The sequence below is a fragment of the Labrys neptuniae genome (genome assembly GCF_040797145.1).
GTDB classification, from domain to species: domain Bacteria; phylum Pseudomonadota; class Alphaproteobacteria; order Rhizobiales; family Labraceae; genus Labrys; species Labrys neptuniae.
In genome coordinates this window covers 406,928-428,686 of record NZ_JBFNQD010000002.1, presented here as the reverse complement: position 1 = coordinate 428,686, position 21,759 = coordinate 406,928, and the positions used below count along the sequence as shown (strand labels likewise).

Genomic DNA, 21,759 nt, shown 5'->3' with positions numbered 1-21,759 from the left:
GGATGTCCGCGCTCCGGGGCATTACTCCTTTGTAACGCGCCCCAATTCTGGCCGGTTCTTGTCCGATTGAAGTGCAGCACCCACATGGGAGGCGTTGCGGCCTACCCCCTCAGGAAGCAGCCGCGAAGGAGAGTCAGGATGACCCCCAACGAAAAAGCCCTCATCGAGGACCTGTTCAACCGCCTGCGCAGTTCCGCCCCGACCGGGCGCGATAACGAGGCGGAAGCCGCCATCGCGGCGGAGATGGCTCGATCGCCCGGCGCAGCCTATGCGCTGGTGCAGACCGTCCTGGTGCAGGACCACGCCCTGCGCGAGGCGCATGCCAAGATGCAGGCCGCCGAAACGGCCTCCCAGCAAGCGCAACAAGCTCCGCAGGCACCCCAGCAGCCTGCACAGCCGCAATCCATTCTCGAGCGCGCCGGCTCGGCCCTGCAGGGCTTCGGTGGCCAGCGCAACCAGGCTCAGCCAGGGCAGGTGCCTCCGCAGCAGGCCGAGCAGCCCGCCCGTGGCGGCGGCTTCCTGCAGGGCGCCCTGCAGACGGCGGCCGGCGTCGCCGGCGGCGCCTTGCTGTTCGAAGGCGTGCGCTCGATGTTCGGTGGCGGTGGCGGCCTGTTCGGTGGCGGCAGCTCGGCCCCCTGGGGCGAAGGCAACACCACCATCAACGAGACCATCATCAACGAAAACGCCGACAAGGGCCGCGACAACGACGACAATGTGCGCGACGCCAGCTACGATTCGAATGACGACGACGATGATGGCGATTACGATTCGGACGATTCCGGCGGCAGCGACGACAGCTGGATCTGATCGAGCCGTCTCCGGGTGCACGGGCATCACAGCGACATGTTTGCATGTCGCGATGCCTGTCCTTGGAAACGTACCGTTTGCCGGTGAGATAGAACGGGCAGGATGCCCGTGCACCGGAAAGACGCGAACCATATGACCTGACAAAACACCCCCGGCCAGTGCCTGACCGGGGGTGTTTTGCGTGGCAGGCAGGTCGGCTTACAGCCCTTCGAACAGGGCGCTGGAAATGTAGCGCTCGGCGAAGGAGGGCACGATCACCACGATGGACTTGTTGTCCATGCCGGGGCGGGCCGCCAATTCCAGCGCCGCGGCAACCGCCGCACCCGAAGAAATACCGCAGGGGATGCCCTCGATGCGGGCGAGGAGGCGAGCGGTGTCGAAGGAGGTCTGGTTGCCGACGGTGATGATGTCGTCGATCACCGAGCGATCGAGCACATCGGGCACGAAGCCGGCGCCGATGCCCTGGATCTTGTGGGGGCCGGGCTGGCCGCCCGACAGCACCGGCGAATCCTCCGGCTCCACAGCGACGATCTTGAGATCGGGCTTGCGCGGCTTGAGCACCTGGCCGACGCCGGTGATGGTGCCGCCGGTGCCCACGCCCGAGACGAAATAGTCGATGTCACCCTTGGTGTCGTTCCAGATCTCCTCGGCCGTGGTGAGGCGATGGATCTCGGGATTGGCGGGATTGCGGAACTGCTGGGGAATGATGGCGCTCGGCAGTTCCTTGACGATCTCCTCGGCCTTGGCGACCGCGCCGCGCATGCCCTGGGCAGCCGGAGTGAGCACCAGTTCGGCGCCGAGCAGGGCCAGCATCTTGCGGCGCTCGATCGACATCGATTCCGGCATGACCAGGATCAGGCGATAGCCGCGGGCGGCCGCGACGAAGGCGAGCGCGATGCCGGTGTTGCCGGAGGTCGGCTCCACCAGCACGGTGTCGGGCTTGAGATGACCGGACTTCTCCAGCGCATCGATCATGCTGACGCCGATACGGTCCTTGACGCTGGCGATCGGGTTGAAGAATTCGAGCTTGGCGAGGATGCGCGCCTTGACGTTCTTGGCCTTGGCCAGCCGGTTGAGCTGCACCAGCGGCGTGTCGCCGATGGTCTCGGTGATCGACTGGTAGATGCGGCCGCGGCCGGGCACATGATTGGCATTCGCCATGGGGAACGTCCTTGATTGAAAGCGGCTGGAATTCAACATTAATCCACGAAAATGTCGAGGTTTATGTTGAATTACATATTTCTAATGTTTTTAGATCGCCAAGTTTTTCAGATCGCAAAGTCGATATTCGCAGGCGTGCCGCCAAAGACATGCTTGCGCTCGGCATCCCGGCAAAGATCCTCGACGGTGATCTGGTCGAGTTCGGCCAGGAAGGATTGCGAGGCCTGGTTCACCGCCGGGGCGATAACCTGGTCGACCAGGGTGGAGACAGGCGCCGGATCATCCTCGCCGGCGGCATCGGTCATCGCCGCGCGTACGATGTCGCCGACGCTGATGCGCCGCCGCTCGCGGGCCAGTTCATAGCCGCCCCGCGGACCGCGCACCCCCTTGAGAATATTGTGGCGCACCAGGGTCTGCAGCAAGGTTTCCAGATGGCGCGGCGGCAAGGCATGCCGGGAAGCAAGAGCCTTGGCGGCGACCGGCGTGGGCCTCGAATGGTGGGCGATATCGACCACGGCGGCGAGGCCAAGCAAGGAACGGCGCGAAAGCAACTGCATGTCGACCCCCTGATACGGTCCTATTCCAGAGCAAAGAGCGTTCAAGACTGAACGCCCATTTCCTCTGACTTCTCGTTCCGACGCGTCCTTGCGATTCGAATGATTCTTTCGAACCGCAAAACGCTTTAGGTTGCGGTGCCCGTCGAACCGAAGCCGCCGCTGCCGCGAACGGTCGAATCGACTTCCGCCGTTTCGACCAGGACAGACAACGTCACCGGGGCAATGACCAACTGGGCGATTCGCATGCCATGGGTGATGGCAAAAGATTCTACACTCAGATTGATCAGGGCGACTTTAATCTCACCGCGATAATCGGCGTCTATCGTACCGGGTGCGTTCAAAACGGTAATTCCGCTTTTCACAGCCAATCCGGAACGTGGGCGCACTTGTCCTTCATAGCCCTGTGGAATTTGGAAAACCAGCCCGGTCGGCACCAGAGCACGCATCATCGGTGCAAGAACCAGGGTTTCCCCCGGACCCAGCGCTGCCGGCAGGTCGAGACCTGCCGCCCCCTCGCTCTGGTAGGCGGGCAGCGGCAGGTCGGCGGCATGGGCGAGTTTCTTGACGGGAATGGTCAGGGTCATGGCAATCCTGCGTGGAGGGCGGGTCTTCAGACCCGCCTGTTTCAAAATCGTGGGGACAGGTGACGGCGTCGATGGGTCTGAAGAGCCTGTCTCAAAACTCGCAACACGGCCCGGAATAACTCCACCTTTGCCATGCTCGGCCTCGTCCGGGGCATCCCGATACCGCAACCCCATCGAGACTGGGATCCCAGGATCACCGGGACAAGCCCGGTGATGGCAAAAAGTCGAGGTTCCCCCGGTTTTCGGTCAGGCCCCGAAGACCGGCCCCCGGTCACGCCGCGGCACTGGCCAATTCGCCAAAACGAGCCACCAGAGCCCGGGCGACCGCATCCTTGTCCATGTCGGGCCAGGTCTCGATGCCCGAGGCGGAGACGAGATGAACGCGGTTGCGGTCCCCGCCCATCACGCCGCTCTCCGGCGAGACATCGTTGGCGACGATGAGATCGCAGCCCTTGCGGGCGAGCTTGGCCTTGGCATGCTCGACGACATGCTCGGTCTCCGCCGCGAAACCGACGACCAAGGACGGCCGGTGCGCCTTGTCCTTTGCGATGGTGGCGAGAATGTCGGGATTTTCCACCAGCGAAAAGCTCGGCGTGGCCTCGGCGCCCTTCTTGATCTTCTGGGCACCGGCATCGGCCACGCGCCAATCGGCCACCGCTGCCGCAAAGATGGCGATATCGGCCGGCAGCGCAGTGCTGACGGCATCCAGCATTTCGCGCGCTGTCTCCACCGGCACCAGGTTCACCCCCGGCGGCGGCAGCAGCGCAACCGGCCCCGAGACCAGGGTGACGCGAGCCCCCGCGGCCAAGGCCGCCGCCGCAATGGCATAGCCCTGCTTGCCGGAGGAGCGGTTGGCGATGTAGCGCACGGGATCGATCGGCTCATGCGTCGGCCCGGCCGTCACCAGTACATGCTTGCCGGCAAGCGGCAGTGCCGGCAGCAGGCGCGTATCGGCAGCCACCGAACCAGGCAGCGGAATGAAGGTCGGGCCCGCCAGGGCCTTTTCGATCGCAGCGACGATCTCCAGGGGCTCGGCCAGCCGTCCCGGCCCGTATTCGCCGCAGGCCATCTCACCGTCATTCGGGCCGACAAAGAGCACACCGTCCTCGCGCAACTGGGCGATGTTGCGCTGGGTCGACGGATGCAGCCACATGCGCACATTCATGGCCGGGGCGACCAGCACGCTCTTGTCGGTGGCCAGAAGCGTGGTGGAGGCAAGATCATTGGCGAGCCCCTGCGCCATCTTGGCGAGGAGATCGGCCGTCGCCGGCGCCACCACCAGTAGGTCGGCATCGCGCGACATCTCGATATGCCCCATCTCGGCCTCGTCCGTCAGCGAGAACAGGTCGGTATAGACCTTGTCGCCGGTGAGGGCGGAGACGGAGAGCGGTGTGACGAAGGCTTCGCCGGCCTTGGTCAGGATGGCCCGCACATCGGCACCACGCTCGCGCAGGCGGCGAATCAGTTCAAGCCCCTTATAGGCCGCGATACCGCCACCGATGATCAGAAGAATACGCTTGCCGACGAGGGGAGTGGACATGGATCGATCCGCCTGGAGCCATTATCGCATTGTGCCAAAGTTTTGCGATTCCTAGAGCAAAATGCGTCCAAGTGTGAACGGCTATTTGCCCTAACTCTTTGTTTGGACGCGTCTTTGCGATTCTTGGCGATTCCAGGAAATCACAAAACGCTGTGGCGAGTCAGCCAGATCGCAAAACACTCCAGGAACTGGGCGAAAGAACCTTCCACCGGAATGTGCTCTGCTCCAGGACCTGCCGCACACACATAAATAGCGGAACCCGGCGATTCAATCGTTTCAGCGTTTGCTCGCCTGCGTCTCCATCCCGACGGGGTGGGCCAGCCAGGCGAATCGATCCATCCCCGCATAACGGATCGGATCGCTGCTCGGCGACGCCGGCATGCCTTCAAGGATGAGGCTGGCAATCCTGTCGTAGTCACCGTCGAAATGGTGCCCGCCGGGGACTTCGACCACCTGCACCTTTGCGGCATCGACATCGTTGCAGCCCGACCGCGCGCCTTCATCGGCGCCGTGGAAGCACTGGATATGGGGGCCGTCAATGGCGTCGACGGCCGGGATGGTCGCCCTGCGCCCGCCGGCGACCTTCATGAAACCGACGGCGTAGTCGGCTTCCCGCGAGAGGCCGAGTAGCGAGACCTGGCGAATGCGCGCGCGCAGGTCGTCGGAGAGGCGGGTATAAATCGTGGCAGCGATATCGGCGCCGAAGGAATAGCCGACCAGGATGACCGGCCTGTCGGGGCCGATCGAGGCGGCCATCCTGTCGATCGCGGCCGCGACCTCGTCGGGGGAGCGGCGATGGATGAAATAGGCCAGGCTGTTCAGGCCGACCGTGGTCACGCCGGCGCGGGCAAGCCCCTCGGCGATACCGTCATCGATGCCCCACCAGCCGCCATTACCCGATAGCAGGATAGCAACGGGGCCATCATCGCGCCTGCCCTTGACGAGGACGACCGGAAGGTCGCGCAAGGAAGCGGGCACATTGGCATTGTCGGGGGCGGCCAATCCACCCCAGACCCCGCCAAAGGCCTGCGGAAACCAGCGCGGCAACACCTTGGCGTCGACGAAGACGCCACCTGCGACGACAAGGGTCAGAAAGGCGAAACGCCGTAATGTCAGGGAACGGACCATGGGACGGCATGAAACAGATGAACTGTCTGTTCCTGTGCCCTGAACATGGCGCGACGATGGCGGCCCGGAACCGCATTAGATCTAGAACGTCGACCACGCTCCATCAATCGATGGAGCCGAGAGATCGACAATCTTGGCGCCACCGCCTTTGCCGACAAGAAGGATGTCGACCAGTGGTCGACACTCCATCCATCCGGCTCGATCAGCGCGGTGCCAGCACCATCACCATCTGGCGGCCTTCGAGCGAGGCATCGGATTCCACCTTGGCGATCAGGCCGGTGTCGTCCTTGACACGGTTGAGCAGGCGATAGCCGATCTCCTGATGCGCCATTTCACGGCCACGGAAGCGCAAGGTGACCTTGACCTTGTCGCCTTCCTCGAAGAAGCGCTTCATGGCCTTCATCTTGACGTCATAGTCGTGATCGTCGATGGCCGGGCGGAGCTTGATCTCCTTGATCTCGACCGTCTTCTGATTCTTGCGGGCCTCGGCGGCCTTCTTCTGCTCGTTGAACTTGAACTTGCCGTAGTCCATGATCTTGCAGACCGGCGGCTCGGCATTGGCTGCCACTTCGACCAGGTCCAGTCCGGCTTCAAAGGCCATGGCGATCGCCGCCCTGGTGTCGGTGACACCGCGATTCTGCCCGTCCTGATCGATCAGCATGACTTCGCGGTTCCGAATCTCCTCATTGATGCGCGGGCCGTCCTTGACGACGGGTGCGTTTGTCCTCATAGGGCGACGAATGGCGGTAAACTCCTCTACCATGAATTGATTTGGGCGAGCCGACGGCTTCGCGTCGAAGCCCGCGCCCGGATGCGGGAAGATGTTGCCGAAGCGCCCGGAAGTCAACGCTTTCATGCCCGCTGCGCGAAATTTAGATCACAAATCAGCCCGATAGACTGTCACGGGCTCGCCATGCGGCGAACAATTCGCGGCTTTTCGCTCACTCGTCTTTGAGCTTGCGGCTCTTCATCAGAAGGTCGGCATAGACATCGAGCGTGGCATTGCACATCACGTCCAGCGAGAAATGTGCCTCGACATGCGCGCGGGCACGCGCCGCGAGGCCATCGCGGGCCGAAGCGCCCAGGGTCAGCGCCTCGTGCAGGGCCTCAGCCAGGGCTTCGGCATCGCCCACCGGCGTGCGCCAGCCCGTACGCAGATTGCCGACGATCTCCGGCGGAGCCAGCACGGTTTCGGAGGTGGCGCCATGGTCGGCCACCACCACCGGGCAGCCCATCGCCTGCGCTTCCACCGCCGTGCGTCCGAACGCCTCCGGGCTGGTGGACGGAATGGCCACCGCTGCCGCGGAGAGATAGGCGGCCGGCATGTCCGAGCAATGGCCGACGCGCAGCACCAGCCCCTTGAGGCCGCGCTCGGCGATGCGCGTCTCGAGCTCGGCGACATAGCCGTCCCGGCCCTGGGCATCGCCCGCCAGGACGAAGACGGTGTCTTCGATACCCTTCTGCTTGAGGATGGCGGCGGCGTCGATCAGCACGCGCTGGCCTTTCCAGCCGGTGAGACGGCCGGGCAGCAGCACGATGCGCTGATGCGGCGCCACGTTCCAGGCCCGGCGCAGCGTCTCCACGCGCTCGAAAGACACGGCGGAAGGCGTGAAGGCCGTCAGGTCGGTACCGCGATGGATGACGCGCAGGCGCTCCGCCGCCTCCGGCCAGTTTTCCTTGATGGTGGCGGCGGTGAAGTTCGAATTGGCGATGACGACATCGGCCTGCGCCATCACGCCGTTATAGCGCTTCTTCCATTCGGAACTCGCCGAATAGGCGCCATGATAGGTGGTGACGAAGGGCAGGTTGAGCTTCTTGGTGGCGAGGCGGGCCGACCAGGCCGGCGCGCGCGAGCGGGCATGGATGAGATCGACCTTCTCCTCGCGCACCAGGCGTTCCAGCCGCCGGGCATTGCCCCAGATGCGCAGCGGATTCTTGGTCGAGGCATTGAACGGGATCCAAAGGCCGCCACGGGCCTGCAGCTCGCCGACCAGCCGGCCGCCTTCGGTGGCGACCAGGGCCCGGGCACCCGCCCGCGTCAGCGCATCCGCGATGTCGATGGTGGTGCGCTCGGCACCGCCGGCATCCAGGGCCGGAATGATCTGCAGCACGGTGATACCGGCAAAGCGTTCCTCCTTCGGCCGTCGGCCGACCGGGCGAGCTTTGGACGAGAAATCGGACATGGGTGCAGATTTTTCCGGCTTGGTTCGGCGTGATGATGAGGGTGGCCAATGGACCTTCGTCCATGACACCCTCTATAGAGCGCCCCATGTTCTAAATGAAAGGTGATGCAGCGCAGGATTTTCGGGCCGGCCCCGCATATTTTTTCGGGCGTCCCACCAGAACGCGCCGCCGCACCAGCAAGAGGAAGTGACCGGATGACCAGCAACCCCGCCATGATCAGCGTCGGCGAAGGCCCGTCCAGCCGTGCGATTGCCTGGCGTCACCAGCCCGGACGCGGCCCGGATGTGGTATGGCTCGGCGGCTTCCGCTCCGACATGCAGGCGACCAAAGCCAATTTTCTGGCCGAGTGGGGCGCGCGCCATCACCGGGCGGTGACGCGATTCGATTATTCCGGCCATGGCGAATCAGGTGGCCGCTTCGAGGAGGGTACCATCGGCTCCTGGCTCGAGGACGCCCTGGCCGTGATCCGCGAAGGCGTGAAGACGCCGCCGATCCTGGTCGGCTCCTCGATGGGGGGCTGGATCGCCCTTCTCGCCGCGCGGGCCCTGGCCGGCACGCCGCTGGCACCGGCCGGAATGGTGCTGATTGCCCCCGCTGCCGATTTCACCGAGCGGCTGATGTGGGACCAGTTCCCCGATACGGTGAAACGCGAGATCATCGACAAGGGGGCCTGGCTGCGCCCATCCGACTATTCGCCCGAGCCCTATCCGATCACCCGGGCGCTGATCGAGGAAGGCCGCAACCATCTTCTTCTCGGCGACATGGTGAAAACCGGCTGCCCCGTCCATATATTGCAGGGGATGGAGGATCCGGACGTGCCCTGGCAGCATGCCATGGCGCTGGTCGAGAGTCTGGCCGAGGACGACGTGACGGTGACGCTGATCAAGGATGGCGACCATCGCCTGTCGCGCCCGCAGGATCTCGACAAGCTGGTCGAAGCGGTGGAGGGCATTGCGCCCAAATCGCAGCTTCTCCTATAATTGCGAGGTCCTGGCCGGCCTTGACCCGGCCCTTGGAGCGGAGAGACAGATGTTCATTCAGACCGAGGCGACGCCGAACCCCTCGACCCTCAAATTCCTGCCCGGCCGCGAAGTGCTGCCCGAAGGCATCACGCTGCACATGACGAATGCCGCCGAGGGCGCGCAATCGCCGCTGGCGCAGAAGCTCTTTTCCATCGAGGGCGTCGCCGGCGTGTTCTTCGGCTCGGACTTCATCACCATCACCCGCTCGGGCGTGGAATGGCAACACCTCAAGCCTGCCGTGCTCGGCGCGATCATGGAGCACTACCTTTCCGGCGTGCCCATCCTCAACAAGGATGTCGCGCCGCTGGAGGAAGGCGAGGAGTTCTTCGACGAGGCCGACGAGGACACGGTCGAGACCATCAAGGACCTGCTCGAGACCCGCGTGCGCCCGGCCGTGGCGGCCGATGGCGGCGACATCACCTTCCGCGGCTATCGCGAAGGCGTAGTCTATCTCGCCATGAAGGGCGCCTGCTCGGGCTGCCCCTCTTCCACGGCCACGCTGCGCAACGGCATCCAGAACCTGCTGCGTCATTTCGTGCCGGAAGTACAGGAAGTCCGCGCGGCCTGAGGCGGCAGGGTGCTTTGACGAGCGGCATCGTCCGGCCGCTTTCATCAATGTTTAAGGTGGCGGGTGCTTAATCCCCTCGGGGGGCCGGAGTTCGCTACGGCCATGCGCCTGCTGCCATCTATCCTCTTTGCGAGCGCCCTGTTCGGCGCAGCCCAGGCCCAATCCGCACCGCTGACGGAGCGGCGCCTGATCGACCTGTTCGATGTGCGCCTCGTCCGGGACGGGCTGGATCCGATCCGTGCCTGTGGCGGGAAGGACGACGAGTCCTATGCCTGCACCTTCGGCGACGCCGAATATCTGACGACGATCACGCCGAGAGGTGATGTCACCGGCTCGATCGGCACATCCCGTTCGCCCACCTCGATGACCATCGTCCTCGCCGGCGATGTAGTCGATTCGATCGGCCTGGTGGGTGACCGGGCCAGCCCGGCGGACCTGATCAATTTCACCGCTCACCTCGAAAGCCTGCTGCATACGATCGGGCCGGAGAAGAGCGACTACGACATCGAGCAGGACACGCTCGATCTCGGCGTGATGCGCGGCGATGCCGATGGCGACATCGGCAAGGCCCGGGTCGTTACCGAGGGCTTCGCCACCATCCGCTGCCTCAACCAGCGCCTCACGGTGAGCGCCGGCATTGCCTGCATGATCACGATGAGGCCGACCGGCTGAACCTTCTTCGGCTCGTATCACATGGATAATTGGGAAACGGGCGTTTCCGAAACGCCCGCCCGCTCCCCGGGATGCAAAATGCCTTATTCCCACTCGAAGAAGTCCGGATGGGTACGGCGCCATTCCGCCACGCGCTCGCGATGGGCGCCGATCATTTCGCCGAACTGGACGCAGGCCCGGCGGTCGCCCCTGTCGCAGCCTGCATGCAGGCGATCGAGGCGGTCGACATAGGGATCATAGGCGACCGGGGCCGGCTCATACACCGGCGCAGGCCGCGGCGGCGGGGCGGGACGGTCGGCCAGTGCCTGGCCGAGCAGGACGCCGCCGACCGCGCCAAGCGCTGCACCGCCGACGAAAGCACCGGTGCGGCCATCGCCGGCAGAGGCCGGCGTGACCGCCAATGCTGTCGTCACGTAAAGAATCGCGGCTGAAAGGCAGATCTTCATCGTCATTGTAACAGGAACTCCGATTTGATTACCCCAGCATTGCCAGTAAAATATCGGCTGACGCCTTAAGGCCAGATGAACAACAATGGTTTATTTCAAATATTTCTTCCTAAGAAATCAGTAATTCTTGTGACGCTGACGCCGAATTTGGCCACAATCTCGAACCGATTGACTGATTTGATTGCGATCCCTGCGGTTCAGGCAACAAGTCCGGCCAGCGGTTGAACCGGCAGCGAATCCGGGAAAACAGTCGATCCCAGCACCATTGGCGAGAGGCCGAACTGGTCGGCCAGCAATCCCTTCAGCACGCTGCGCACATCCGTGGTCGGCTTGAGATCGCGGCCCTCGTGAAGCTGGGCGATCTTCAAGCCCGGCCAATCGGCGACGACGCGCCCTCCCTTGACCGCACCGCCCGCCAGCAGCATGACCGTGCCGGTGCCGTGATCGGTCCCTTCGGTGCCATTGATGCGCGCAGTGCGACCGAATTCGGTGACGGCGACCACGATCGTATCTTTCCAATGCGACCCCAGGCCGCTCTCGAACGCCGCAAAGGCACCATCGAGACCACCAAGCAAGGTCGCGAGCCGGCCGGTCGCCCCGCCCTCATTGACATGGGTGTCCCAGCCGTCGAAGGCCAGCGCCGCCACGCGTGGCCCGTCATCGGCCGCAATCAGGCGGGCCGCTCCTTCGGCGGCCTGGCGCATGCCGGCGGCACTGTCGAGACCTCCCTTGCGCCTGGTCATGCCCATGCCGTCTCCGGCCGCCATGCGTTCGGCCTCCAGCCCCCGGCGCAAGGCGGAGGCGAGGACCGGATCGCGGTGGTCGTAGAGATCGAGAAGCCGCGCGGCGAGATCATCGCCCGCATCTGGCAGCACTTGCGGGGCCCAGCCGAGCACCGGCGCGGCACCCCGCATCACCAGGGGCGTCGAGGGCCCGACGGCGAGGCCGCCCTGCGGCGCGACGCGGTCGCCGGCAGGAAGGGCGGCGAGAGCACGGTTGAGCCAGCCCGTCGCGGTATGGCCCGGCCCCGGAAAGCCGCTCTCCAGTACGTCCTGCCCGTCGAAATGGGAGCGTTCGCGATAGCCGGTGGCAGCGGCATGCACCACCAGAGCCTGCCGGGCCTGGAACAGCCGGGCAAAGGTCGGCATAGCGGGATGGAGAGCGAAGAACCCATCCAGGGGCAGGGCCGGATGCGGCCCGTCCAGCACCAGGGCGATATCGCCATGCGATCCGCGATAATCGGGGTCACCGACCGGCGCCACGGTCGAGAGCCCGTCCAGCGCGCCACGCAGCACGAGCACGACCAGGCGCGGATCCCTTGTCCCGGCCGCTCGGGCAAAACGCGGCAGATAGGCCCAGCCGAACAGGGCGCCGCCGGCCAGCAGGACAGCGCGGCGGGAGGGATGCGGACGCTCGCATAGTGAGTTCATGACTATCTCCTCTGGAATTCGGGAGCCATCAAGAGCAGCGCCACCGCCTGCTGGCGCGACTCGGCGCGGATGACGGCCTGGCGCGTCTCGGCTGATACCGAGGGACCGATGAGCGCATCCAGGAGATCGGCAGGCTCGGCAAGCGTCCTGGCCTGGCGCGCCGCCTGCGAGGCGATATCGAGGCGCATCGCCATGCCCGCCGGGGAGGCCTGTGCATCGACGAGATCGGAAAAGCCGTTCGGGCCGGGCGGCTGCCACAGGGGCGCGCCCAGCACCGCCAGCCAATTGAGGGTCTGCCCGGGATCGGCCTCGGAACCGGGACCGATACCGCGGCGCAGGGCGAGAACGAAATCGAGGGGAGAGCGCATCTTCGCCAGCGGCTGCGACCAGGCTTCCGGCGCGTTGACCAGCGCCACGGCGATGGCGCGAAGATCGCCGTCCGTCTTCGCGAACGTCTCCGCCAGGCGTGCGACCATCCGAGGTGGTGGATCGTCCGCGATGAAATGGCGCGCGATCTTCGTGGCGATATGCCGGGCGGTGGCGGGATGGCGGGCAATATCGTTGAGCACGGCCTCGGCCTGGCCCATGCCGCCGGCCGGGTAGGTCTTGCCGAAGAAGACCTGGTCGCCGGGCTCATGCGTGTTGGCATTGAAGACGAAGCTGCCGGGCTCGCCGAGCCGCCCTTCCCGCCCCGCCACCATCCAGCCGGTGAGGATGCGCGCGAAGGCGGTCACGTCGGCCTGGCTATAGCCGCTGCCGACGCCGAGCGTATGCAGTTCGAGGATCTCGCGGGCGAGGTTCTCGTTCAGGCCACGGTTGTGATTGCGCCCCGCCCGCGAGCCTGGGCCGATGGATTGCTGGTTATCCAGGTAATAGAGCATGGCCGGATGATGCTCGACGGCCACCAGCATGTCCGCAAAGCGGCCCAGCACGAAGGGGCGGATCGCCTCCCGCTCGAAGGCGCCCGCCGCCGCGCGCACGATGTTGTCCTTGGCGGCCGAGACGCAGAAATGGTTGGACCAGAAGGCGACGAGGCGCTCGACGAAGCCGATTTCCGCCGCCATCGCCTTGGCAAAGCGCGCCTGCGCTTCCGCCTTCAGCAGCCTGGCCTCGACGGCCGGCTCCGGCTTCATCGGCCCCTGCGGGGCGGGAGCGGCGGATATAGCGGGCTTGCCTTCCGGGTCCATCTGGACGGCGGCGGGCGCCGTCATCCGCTCCATCTTGCGCTGCAGGTTTTCGTTCATGACGGCCTGGAGGGCCGCGGCACTGCCCGGCAGGCGGTCGGCATCCGCCGCAACCGGGATCAGGGCAATATCGGGTTTGGCAAGCTCCGCCCGCAACGCCGCGCGCGGGTCGCCGCCCAGCCTCGCCAGGTCGCCGGGGCGAGGCCCCAGGCCGAAACGATTGAAAACGACCCGTGCAGGGTCAAGGTCCTGCTTCGTCACCACCGCCTCCCCCATTCAGGGTGGCAGCAGTATCGGCGAGGTGTCCGCTGCCATCGCGGCGATCCGATGACTTTAAGAAGGCCGACTATTTCCAAACTTTGCTGAACAACCGACGGCCTGATCTTGACCGGGCAGCATCGTCCACCAGCAGACGCGGATGGTTTGCCTTTCTACCGTAAAGGGAGTAGGCAGGCTTCCCGCGACAGCGAATACTTTTCAATTTGGCCAAAGAAAGCCTCCTGCACCAAGTAGAGGCATGACCCAAAACAAGAAAACTGACGAGGAAAGCCCACGAGCCGGCCCTTCCCGTCCTGCCCGCCTCCTGGACGTGGCACGTCTTGCCAAGGTTTCCCGCGCAACGGCGGCCCGCGCTCTCGGCGGCTATGGCCTGGTCACCGAGGAGACGCGCGAGCGCGTCGCGGCGGCGGCCCGGACGCTGAACTACCGGCTCAACGAAGCGGCCCGGGCCATGCGGGCAGGTCGCACCCAGGTCATCGGTGTGGTGCTCGCCGACATCAGCAATTCCTTCTTCGCCAGTGCGGCCCGGGCCATCATCGATACCTGCGCTTCCCTCGGATACCAGACCCTGATCGTGAACACGGACGACGATCTCAAGACCGAGGTCGAGGCGGTGCAGACCCTGATGGAAAAGCGCGTCGCCGGCATGATCGTGGTGCCGTCCTCGCCCGACCATAACGAGCATCTGCAGAAGGCCGGCGCCGGCGAGGGACGCATGGTGCTGCTCGACCGCCGCATCGCGGATATTCCGGTCAGCGCGGTGACCACGGATGATCGCGGCGGCGCCCGCGAAGCCGTGGAATTGTTCATCGCCCGCAGACACACCCGCATCGGCCTCGTCGTCTTGACGGCAGCTGCCACCTCGCATCGACAGAGCGAGCCGCGGGGCGCCGTCTCGAGCGCGCGCGATCGCGTCCTCGGCGCGCGGGAAGCCCTGGCAGCGGCTGGCCTCGACCTGCCGAAGGCCTGGCTGCGTTACACGCCGAACAATCCCCAGATGATCATCGACGCCGCGACATCGATTCTCAGCGCCGATCCGCGGCCCACCGCGATCCTGGCGACATGCGAGGAAATCGCCATCGGGGTGCTGGCTGCCTGCCGGGCCCTGAATCTCGCGGTGGGGCGGGATGTCGCCCTCATCAGTTTCGACGAATCGCCCTGGTCGGGTGCCCTCACGCCGGCGATCTCGGTGGTGCAGCGTCCGATCCGTGAAATGGGGCGCGCAGCCGTCAATTTGCTGGTCCGGCAGATCCAGGGCGGCGAATCCGGCAGGGATGTCGAGATGCCGACCATCCTGATCGACCGGGAATCGGTCTTCGATCTCGCGCCTTGATCGCGGATCAGCGTTGACAGACCTGCCTTCTCGTGCATCATTTGAGTTGTATGCTTTTATAATAAAATGAGATCGATCTCATTCATGAGGAGGAAATCATGAAGGCTTTGAAATGCCTCGCCGGCATCGCCATGGCCGGCGCGGCCCTGGTCACGGGCCTATCGGCCCCTGCCCTGGCCAAGGAGGTCAAGACGGTCGGCATATCGGTAGGATCGCTCGGCAATCCCGGCTTCGTGATCATCGCCAACACGGCGACCCGGATCATCAAGAAGGCCTATCCCCAGGCGCAGGTGACCACCGTCGGCTACGACTACGATCTCGGCAAACAGGTCAACCAGATCGATAATTTCATCGCGGCCGGTGCCGATTTCATCCTGCTCAACCCCGGTGACCCCAAGGCGATCACGCCGGCGATCAAGAAGGCCCAGGCGGCTGGCATCCCCGTCATTGCCTTCGACACCGGCGCCGAGGGCGCCGACGCCATCGTGATGACCGACAACATCATGGCCGGCAGCGTTTCCTGCCAGTACATCGCCGATAAGCTCAAGGGCGCCGGCAATGTCGTCATCCAGAACGGGCCGCAGGTCTCCTCGGTGATCGACCGCGTGGTGGGCTGCAAGCAGGTCCTGGCCAAATATCCCGACATCAAGATCCTGTCGGACGACCAGGACGGCAAGGGCTCGCGCGACGGCGGCATGGCGGTGGCCCAGGGCTACCTGACGCGCTTCCCCAAGATCGACGCGATCTTCACCATCAACGATCCGCAGGCCATCGGCACCGCGCTCGCCGCCAAGCAGGCCGGCCGCAGCGAGTTCTTCATCACTTCGGTCGACGGCTCGCCGGATATCGAGGCCGCCTTGAAGGATCCGGCGCTGGACATGATCAAGGCTTCCGCCAGCCAGGATTTCTACGCCATTCCCAAGGTCTCGGCGCAGACCGCGATGGACCTGGTCAACGGCAAGAAGCCCGAGAAACCGGTCATCCTGATTCCCTCCGCACTGGTCACCCGCGAGAATGTCGGCGACTACAAGGGATGGAATGCCAAGCACGACGACTGACGTCGCCGTCTGGTCCAAGATGGCCTCCTCCTGCCCGAGGAGGCCATTTCAACTCCTGAAAGTACAGGCCATGCTCCCGCTCAAGACATCGACACTCGCCTCGTTCGGCCCGACCGTGACCCGGCCGACCTATGATCGCAGCCGGCTGCGGGCCGGGATCGTGCATTTCGGGGTCGGCAATTTTCACCGCGTGCACCAGGCCATCACCATCGAAGCCTGCCTGCATCATCCCGGGCAGGAGGAGTGGGCGATCTGCGGCGTGGGCCTGACCGACGGTCCCGCCGCACGGGCCAAGGCCGAAGCCTATCGCCGGCAGGACAATCTCTACACGGTGACGCAGCTCACCTCCCCGGCCCCGAAGGAAACGCAGATCGTCGGCGCGATGATCGACTATCTGCATGCCCCAGCCGATCCCGAAGCCGTGCTCGCCCGCCTCGCCGATCCCGCCACCCGCATCGTCTCGCTCACCATCACCGAGGGCGGTTACAACATCGACGAAACGAGCGGCGCCTTCCGCCTCGACGCGCCCGACATCCGCCACGACCTCGAGGGCGGGCCGCCGCGGACGGTGTTCGGCTATATCGTGGCCGCGCTGGCGCGCCGGCGGCAGGCCGGCCTGCCGCCCTTCACCGTGATGTCCTGCGACAACCTCGCCCGCAACGGCGATACCTCGCGCCTTGCCGTGCTCGGTTTTGCCCGTGCCCTCGATCCCGGCCTCGCCGACTGGATCGAAGCGAACGGCGCCTTCCCCAATTCGATGGTCGACCGCATCGCGCCGCAGGTGCCGGAGGATGAGCGCCGGCGCATCACCGCCGGCATCGGCGTCGAGGATCTCGTCGCCGCCACCTGCGAACCCTATACGAGCTGGGTGGTGGAGGATCGTTTCTGCGCCGGCCGCCCCGAGCTCGAACGGGCCGGCGTGGTATTCAGCAGCGAGGTGCCGGCCTATGTCGCGGTGAAGGGCAGGCTGTCCAATGCCGCCCATATGCTGATGTGCTATCCGTCCCTGCTGATGGGCGCCCGCCTGGTCGACGAGGGCATGCGCCATCCCGACATTCCCCGCCTTCTCCGCATCTTCTGGGAGCGCGATGCCCGCCGTCTCGTCGAACCGCCCGCCGGCTATTCGACGACGGCTTTCACCGACACGGTGATCGAGCGCTTCGCCAATCCCGCGATCAAGGACCAGCTCCTCCGGGTGGCCGGCGATGGCGCCTCCAAGATCGTGGTCTTCCACGGCAAGACCATCGGCCAGCTGATTGCCGGCGGCTCGGACCTTGCGCGCGAAGCCTTCCTGCTTGCCTGCTTTGCCCGCTATCTCGGCGGCGTGGACGATCGGGGCATTGCCTTCGACATCTTCGAGCCACGCATCGGCGAAGCCGATTGGCAGCGGCTGAAGAGCGGCGATCCCCTAGCCGTGCTCGACATCGAGGCCTTTGCCGGTCTCGGCCTGCGCCAGAGCCCGGCCTTCGTCGCCGCTTACCAAATCCAGTCAAAATCATTGGCAAGCCAGGGAACAGCTGCAACATTGGCGCAACTGCTGAAATAACAGCATGAAAACGGGGGCAGGATGAACCCAGGCCAGACGCATCCCTTCCTGGAAATGCGCAATGTTTCCAAGACGTTCGGCCGGGTCCAGGCCCTCAAGAACGTGTCGCTCGACGTCAAGCTCGGCGAGATCCATGCCTTGATGGGCGAGAATGGTGCCGGCAAATCGACCCTGATGAAGATCCTCTCCGGCGCCTACACGCCGGATGAAGGCTCGGAAATCCTGATCGATGGCCAGAAGGTGGCGATCTCGGGCCCGATGGCAGCCAAGCAATTGGGGATCGCCATCATCTACCAGGAGCTCGCCCTCGCTCCCAATCTCACCGTGGCCGAGAATATCTATCTCGGCCGCGAACCGAGCCGGGCCGGCCTGATCGACCGCGGCGCCATGATTGCCGGCGTCGAAAGCGTGCTGCAGCGCCTCGGCGCCACCTTCACGGCGCGCGACAAGGTGGCCGAGCTCTCGATCGCCGAACGCCAGCTGGTGGAGATCGCCCGTGCGGTGCATGCCCGTTCCCGCGTGCTGATCATGGACGAGCCCACCACCACCCTGTCGGAGCGCGAGACCGAGCGGCTGTTCGCCCTGGTGCGCCAGCTCAAGCAGGAGGGGCTCGCCATCGTCTATATCAGCCACCGCATGAAAGAGGTCTACGAGCTCTCGGACCGCGTCTCGGTACTGCGCGACGGCACCTATGTGGGCACCCTGGACCGCGAGGCGATCACTCCCGCCGCAGTGGTACGCATGATGGTAGGGCGCGACCTCTCCTCCTTCTACAAGAAGGAGCATGATGCCCACCAAAGCCGCGGCCGGATCATCTTCTCGGTACGCGACATCGCCGACGGCCGGCGCATCCAGCCCTGCTCCTTCGACATTCACGAGGGCGAGGTGCTCGGCATTGCCGGCCTGGTCGGCGCCGGCCGTACCGAGCTTGCCCGCCTGGTCTACGGCGCCGATGCGAGGATATCGGGCACCGTGGCGGTCGATGGCAAGGAGGTCAGCATCCGCTCGCCCCAGGACGCCATCGAGGCCGGCATCGCCTATCTCACCGAGGACCGCAAGCTGCTCGGGCTGATGCTGGACATGTCGGTGGCCGAGAACATCAATCTGGGCGTGATCGCCCGTGACGCCCTGGCCGGCGGCTTCCTCAACCTCGCCAAGGGCCGCAGGCGCACGGCCGAGGCGATCCAGGCCACCGGCATCCGTACCGCCTCGCCCGACGCGCCGGTCGGCGGCCTGTCCGGCGGCAACCAGCAGAAGGTCCTGCTTTCGCGCCTGCTCGAGACCAAGCCGCGCGTGCTGATCCTGGACGAGCCGACCCGCGGTGTCGACATCGGCGCCAAATCGGAAATCTACCGCCTGATCGACCGGCTGGCCCGCGAGGGCGTCGGCGTGGCGGTGATCTCGTCCGAACTGCCCGAAATCGTCGGCATCTGCGACCGCGTCATCGTGATGCGCGAAGGCCACATCGCCGGGGAACTCGGCGGAGGCGGCAATGCCGAAGCGGTCAGCCAGGAGAACATCATGGCCATCGCGACCTCAGCCGCGAAGGATGCCGCATGACTCACCCGGCTTCCATACCAGCTCGCCTCGAGATCGACTCTTCCTGGGATCGCAGGCATCTCAGCGACATGCTTGCATGTCGCGACTGCCTGCACTTGGAGACGGGTCGCTCGCGGGAAAGGAAGAGCAGGCAGGGATGCCTGCGATCCCAGGAATACACGGCCCCCAAGACAGGCAGGACTGTGCGATGACATCCACCAACTCTTCCACCGCAGAAACCGCCCGCCGCAAATTCGCCCTTTCGGGCACCCTGCGGGGCCTGGGCATGCTGCCAGCCCTCGTGCTGATCGCCATCCTGTTCCAGCTCCTGTCGGGCTATGTCGAATCCGGCGGCCTGTCCTGGGCCAGCGGCCGCTTCATGAGCTGGAACAATCTGTCGATCGTGGCCCAGCAGGCCTCGATCAACACCGTGCTCGCCGCCGGCATGACCTTCGTCATCCTCACCGGCGGCATCGATCTCTCGGTCGGCTCGGTGCTGGCAGCCTCGGCGATGATCGCCCTGATCGTCTCGCTGATCCCGGGCTGGGGCATGATGGGGCTGGTGGCCGCCCTGGTGACCGGCGGCCTGCTCGGCCTCGTCAACGGCGCGCTGATCGCCTTCATGCGCCTGCCGCCGTTCATCGTCACCCTCGGCTCGATGACGGCGGTGCGCGGCCTCGCCCGCCTATTCGGCGAGGACAAGACGATTTTCAATCCCAGCCTGCCCTTCGCCTTCATCGGCAACGGCACGATCTTCGGCGTGCCCTGGCTGATGGTGATCGCGCTCGCCACGGTGGTGGTGTCCTGGCTGATCCTGCGCCGCACAGTGCTGGGCCTGCGCATCTATGCCATCGGTGGCAATGCCGAGGCCTCCCGGCTGTCGGGCATCAAGGTCTGGTCGATCCTGCTCATCGTCTACGGCATTTCCGGCCTGCTGGCGGGCTTGGGCGGGGCGATGTCCGCCGCCAAGCTCTATGCCGCCAACGGCCTGCAGCTCGGCCAGTCCTATGAGCTCGACGCCATCGCCGCCGTCATCCTCGGCGGCACCAGCTTCGTCGGCGGCATCGGTTCGATCTGGGGTACGCTCATCGGCGCCCTGATCATCGCCGTGCTCTCCAACGGCCTGATCCTGATCGGCGTGTCCGACATCTGGCAGTTCATCATCAAGGGCCTGGTGATCATCGGCGCCGTCGCCCTCGACCGTCTGCGCTCCTCCGGCAGCGCCCGCACCTGAGCCGACGCGGCAAGTTCCACGCCTCGCGCCTTTCCCCGCCTCCGTTGCATATGTGACGGAGGCGGTTCTCGTTGCGGCGCTTGCCATCCCGGCTTCACCGAAACCGGCATCCGCATCGGGCGCCGTGGCGTTCTCCCGACGTCCTCCGCCCCAGGCTGAAGTCCGCCGAGCCCCTGCCGGGATTCACGGCGCTCTCACGCGATTATGCTAAAGCGTCTTGCGATCGGACGGAGATACTTGGAACCGCAAGGGCGCGTCGAAGCAGGGAGCTCGAGCAAGCAGGCGCTCAGCCGGGAGCCGACATCGGGATAGTCGAGCGAGCGGCAAGCGCCAGGCGGCAAGAGGGGGCGAAGGTGGACAAGCTCACAGGCGCGCAAGTCTCCGAACTGGCCAAGGCCCTGTCGACGACCGTCAATCTCGATGATCTCGGCAATTTCGTCTATGTGGCGACCGGCGACCAGCTCGAGGTCTACTGGGCCGATGTGAGGCAGCCGCTGGTCTCGGTGCTGCGCGAACTCGTCATTCGCCTCGAACAGGAAGGCCAGACCGGCAATTTCCTCAAGGCGATCTACGTCAACCGCCCGCATCGCGACGATATTCGCCAACTCATCGTCCGCCTGGCGCCGGAAGCGGCGGCTGAAACCCTGACCAACCCCTATGACCTGGTGGTGCTGGACAAGGATCATCGTGGCACCCAGCCCAGCGCCGAAACCTTGGGCCCCGGCCTGCAGCGCAACATCAAGCCCCATCTGCGCATGCTCGATCCCGCCTTGTGGGTCGCCGGCATGAACGAGACGCTGCGCCGGGTGTGCCGCATCGAGATCGACGGCAGCCCGGCCGGCACCGGTTTCCTGGTCGGGCCGCAGGCCGTGCTGACGAACTGGCATGTCGTCGAGGCAGCGGCCGGACAGAATGACTGGCCGATGGTCTCCTGCCGCTTCGACTATGCCCGCAAGACCGACGGTTCCTTCAACGAGGGCGAGGCGGTCGCCTTATCCGGCACTGCGCTGCTGCATCATCGCCCCTATGCGCCGGCCGAAATGACCGAGGCGCCGGACGAGCCGTCGCCCTCGGCGACCGAGCTCGACTTTGCGCTGCTGCAGCTCGCCGGGACCGTCGGCGCCGAACGCGGCTGGCTCGCCCTGCCGAAGCGGGACGAGGCCCTGGGCCAAGGCTCGCCGCTGATCATCGCCCAGCATCCCCATGGCGGCCCCGTCAAGCTGGCGATCGACACCGAGGCGATCCTGCCCACGCCCGCCCCGCCGGACCGGCCGAGACTACGCTATGCCACCAACACCGATCCGGGCTCCTCGGGCTCACCCTGCCTGAGCATGGAATGGCAGCTTCTCGCCCTCCATCATTTCGGCGATCCGGCCTGGGGCGAACCGAAATTCAACCAGGGCGTCCCGGCGGGCCTGATCCGGGCCGATATCGAGGCAGCTGGCTTCGGCGCGGCAATCCCGGCGGCCTGAGGAAGGGAGAACGGC

The 21,759-nt window shown here is 65.4% G+C and carries 20 protein-coding genes; 10 read left to right on the top strand and 10 right to left on the bottom strand.

Annotated features, from left to right (window positions below; translation table 11 throughout):
* Positions 1-138: 138 nt before the first annotated feature.
* Positions 139-807, top strand: coding sequence for a DUF2076 domain-containing protein (locus ABXS05_RS09260; protein ID WP_367623682.1), 669 nt, complete (start codon positions 139-141; stop codon positions 805-807).
* 198 nt (positions 808-1,005) lie between these two features.
* Here the strand turns inward: ABXS05_RS09260 and cysK are convergent, their stop codons facing one another.
* From cysK to ABXS05_RS09225, 7 genes are all read right to left on the bottom strand, one after another.
* A complete protein-coding gene (cysK, locus tag ABXS05_RS09255) occupies positions 1,006-1,968 on the bottom strand; it encodes a cysteine synthase A (protein ID WP_068292673.1) in 963 nt (320 codons plus the stop codon).
* Positions 1,969-2,075: 107 nt separating this feature from the next.
* Positions 2,076-2,525: an RrF2 family transcriptional regulator gene (locus ABXS05_RS09250; RefSeq protein ID WP_311939813.1), complete on the bottom strand. Its 450-nt coding sequence runs from the start codon at positions 2,523-2,525 to the stop codon at positions 2,076-2,078.
* Positions 2,526-2,650: 125 nt separating this feature from the next.
* Positions 2,651-3,109, bottom strand: coding sequence for a dUTP diphosphatase (gene dut / locus ABXS05_RS09245; RefSeq protein ID WP_367623681.1), 459 nt, complete (start codon positions 3,107-3,109; stop codon positions 2,651-2,653).
* Between the two features lie 271 nt (positions 3,110-3,380).
* A complete protein-coding gene (gene coaBC / locus ABXS05_RS09240) occupies positions 3,381-4,649 on the bottom strand; it encodes a bifunctional phosphopantothenoylcysteine decarboxylase/phosphopantothenate--cysteine ligase CoaBC (RefSeq protein ID WP_311939817.1) in 1,269 nt (422 codons plus the stop codon).
* 276 nt (positions 4,650-4,925) lie between these two features.
* Positions 4,926-5,777 (bottom strand): AcvB/VirJ family lysyl-phosphatidylglycerol hydrolase, encoded by an 852-nt coding sequence (locus ABXS05_RS09235; protein ID WP_367623680.1) that lies wholly within the window; start codon positions 5,775-5,777, stop codon positions 4,926-4,928.
* Between the two features lie 202 nt (positions 5,778-5,979).
* Positions 5,980-6,519, bottom strand: a complete 540-nt coding sequence (gene infC / locus ABXS05_RS09230; RefSeq protein WP_371260377.1) for a translation initiation factor IF-3 — start codon at positions 6,517-6,519, stop codon at positions 5,980-5,982.
* A gap of 199 nt (positions 6,520-6,718) precedes the next feature.
* Complete coding sequence (locus ABXS05_RS09225; protein WP_367623679.1) at positions 6,719-7,960, bottom strand: glycosyltransferase family 4 protein; 1,242 nt, start codon at positions 7,958-7,960, stop codon at positions 6,719-6,721.
* A gap of 195 nt (positions 7,961-8,155) precedes the next feature.
* Between ABXS05_RS09225 and ABXS05_RS09220 the strand changes: the two genes are divergently transcribed.
* From ABXS05_RS09220 to ABXS05_RS09210, 3 genes are all read left to right on the top strand, one after another.
* Positions 8,156-8,941 carry an alpha/beta hydrolase gene (locus ABXS05_RS09220; RefSeq protein WP_367623678.1) on the top strand — a complete coding sequence of 262 codons (786 nt, stop codon included), beginning with the start codon at positions 8,156-8,158 and terminating at the stop codon, positions 8,939-8,941.
* Positions 8,942-8,990: 49 nt separating this feature from the next.
* The gene (locus tag ABXS05_RS09215) at positions 8,991-9,551 is read left to right on the top strand and encodes a NifU family protein (protein ID WP_311939824.1); all 561 of its coding nucleotides are present in this window, start codon (positions 8,991-8,993) and stop codon (positions 9,549-9,551) included.
* Between the two features lie 102 nt (positions 9,552-9,653).
* The gene (locus ABXS05_RS09210; RefSeq protein WP_367623677.1) at positions 9,654-10,223 is read left to right on the top strand and encodes a hypothetical protein; all 570 of its coding nucleotides are present in this window, start codon (positions 9,654-9,656) and stop codon (positions 10,221-10,223) included.
* 83 nt (positions 10,224-10,306) lie between these two features.
* Here the strand turns inward: ABXS05_RS09210 and ABXS05_RS09205 are convergent, their stop codons facing one another.
* The 3 genes from ABXS05_RS09205 to ABXS05_RS09195 form a co-directional block, all read right to left on the bottom strand.
* On the bottom strand, positions 10,307-10,675 hold the full coding sequence (locus ABXS05_RS09205) for a hypothetical protein (RefSeq protein ID WP_367623676.1): 369 nt from the start codon (positions 10,673-10,675) through the stop codon (positions 10,307-10,309).
* A gap of 191 nt (positions 10,676-10,866) precedes the next feature.
* Positions 10,867-12,099, bottom strand: coding sequence for a DUF1501 domain-containing protein (locus ABXS05_RS09200; RefSeq protein WP_367623675.1), 1,233 nt, complete (start codon positions 12,097-12,099; stop codon positions 10,867-10,869).
* A gap of 2 nt (positions 12,100-12,101) precedes the next feature.
* Positions 12,102-13,559, bottom strand: a complete 1,458-nt coding sequence (locus ABXS05_RS09195; protein ID WP_437178638.1) for a DUF1800 domain-containing protein — start codon at positions 13,557-13,559, stop codon at positions 12,102-12,104.
* Between the two features lie 241 nt (positions 13,560-13,800).
* Here ABXS05_RS09195 and ABXS05_RS09190 point away from each other — a divergent pair, with 241 nt between their 5' ends.
* From ABXS05_RS09190 to ABXS05_RS09165, 6 genes are all read left to right on the top strand, one after another.
* Positions 13,801-14,895: a LacI family DNA-binding transcriptional regulator gene (locus ABXS05_RS09190; RefSeq protein WP_367623673.1), complete on the top strand. Its 1,095-nt coding sequence runs from the start codon at positions 13,801-13,803 to the stop codon at positions 14,893-14,895.
* Between the two features lie 98 nt (positions 14,896-14,993).
* Positions 14,994-15,953 (top strand): ABC transporter substrate-binding protein, encoded by a 960-nt coding sequence (locus tag ABXS05_RS09185; protein WP_367623672.1) that lies wholly within the window; start codon positions 14,994-14,996, stop codon positions 15,951-15,953.
* A 70-nt stretch (positions 15,954-16,023) separates the two neighbouring features.
* Entirely contained in the window at positions 16,024-17,499 is a 1,476-nt protein-coding gene (locus ABXS05_RS09180) for a mannitol dehydrogenase family protein (RefSeq protein WP_367623671.1), read from the top strand.
* Positions 17,500-17,520: 21 nt separating this feature from the next.
* Positions 17,521-19,059 carry a sugar ABC transporter ATP-binding protein gene (locus tag ABXS05_RS09175; protein ID WP_367623670.1) on the top strand — a complete coding sequence of 513 codons (1,539 nt, stop codon included), beginning with the start codon at positions 17,521-17,523 and terminating at the stop codon, positions 19,057-19,059.
* A gap of 187 nt (positions 19,060-19,246) precedes the next feature.
* Positions 19,247-20,272 carry an ABC transporter permease subunit gene (locus ABXS05_RS09170; protein ID WP_367623669.1) on the top strand — a complete coding sequence of 342 codons (1,026 nt, stop codon included), beginning with the start codon at positions 19,247-19,249 and terminating at the stop codon, positions 20,270-20,272.
* Positions 20,273-20,625: 353 nt separating this feature from the next.
* Positions 20,626-21,744: a trypsin-like peptidase domain-containing protein gene (locus ABXS05_RS09165; RefSeq protein ID WP_367623668.1), complete on the top strand. Its 1,119-nt coding sequence runs from the start codon at positions 20,626-20,628 to the stop codon at positions 21,742-21,744.
* The last annotated feature ends 15 nt before the right edge of the window (positions 21,745-21,759 follow it).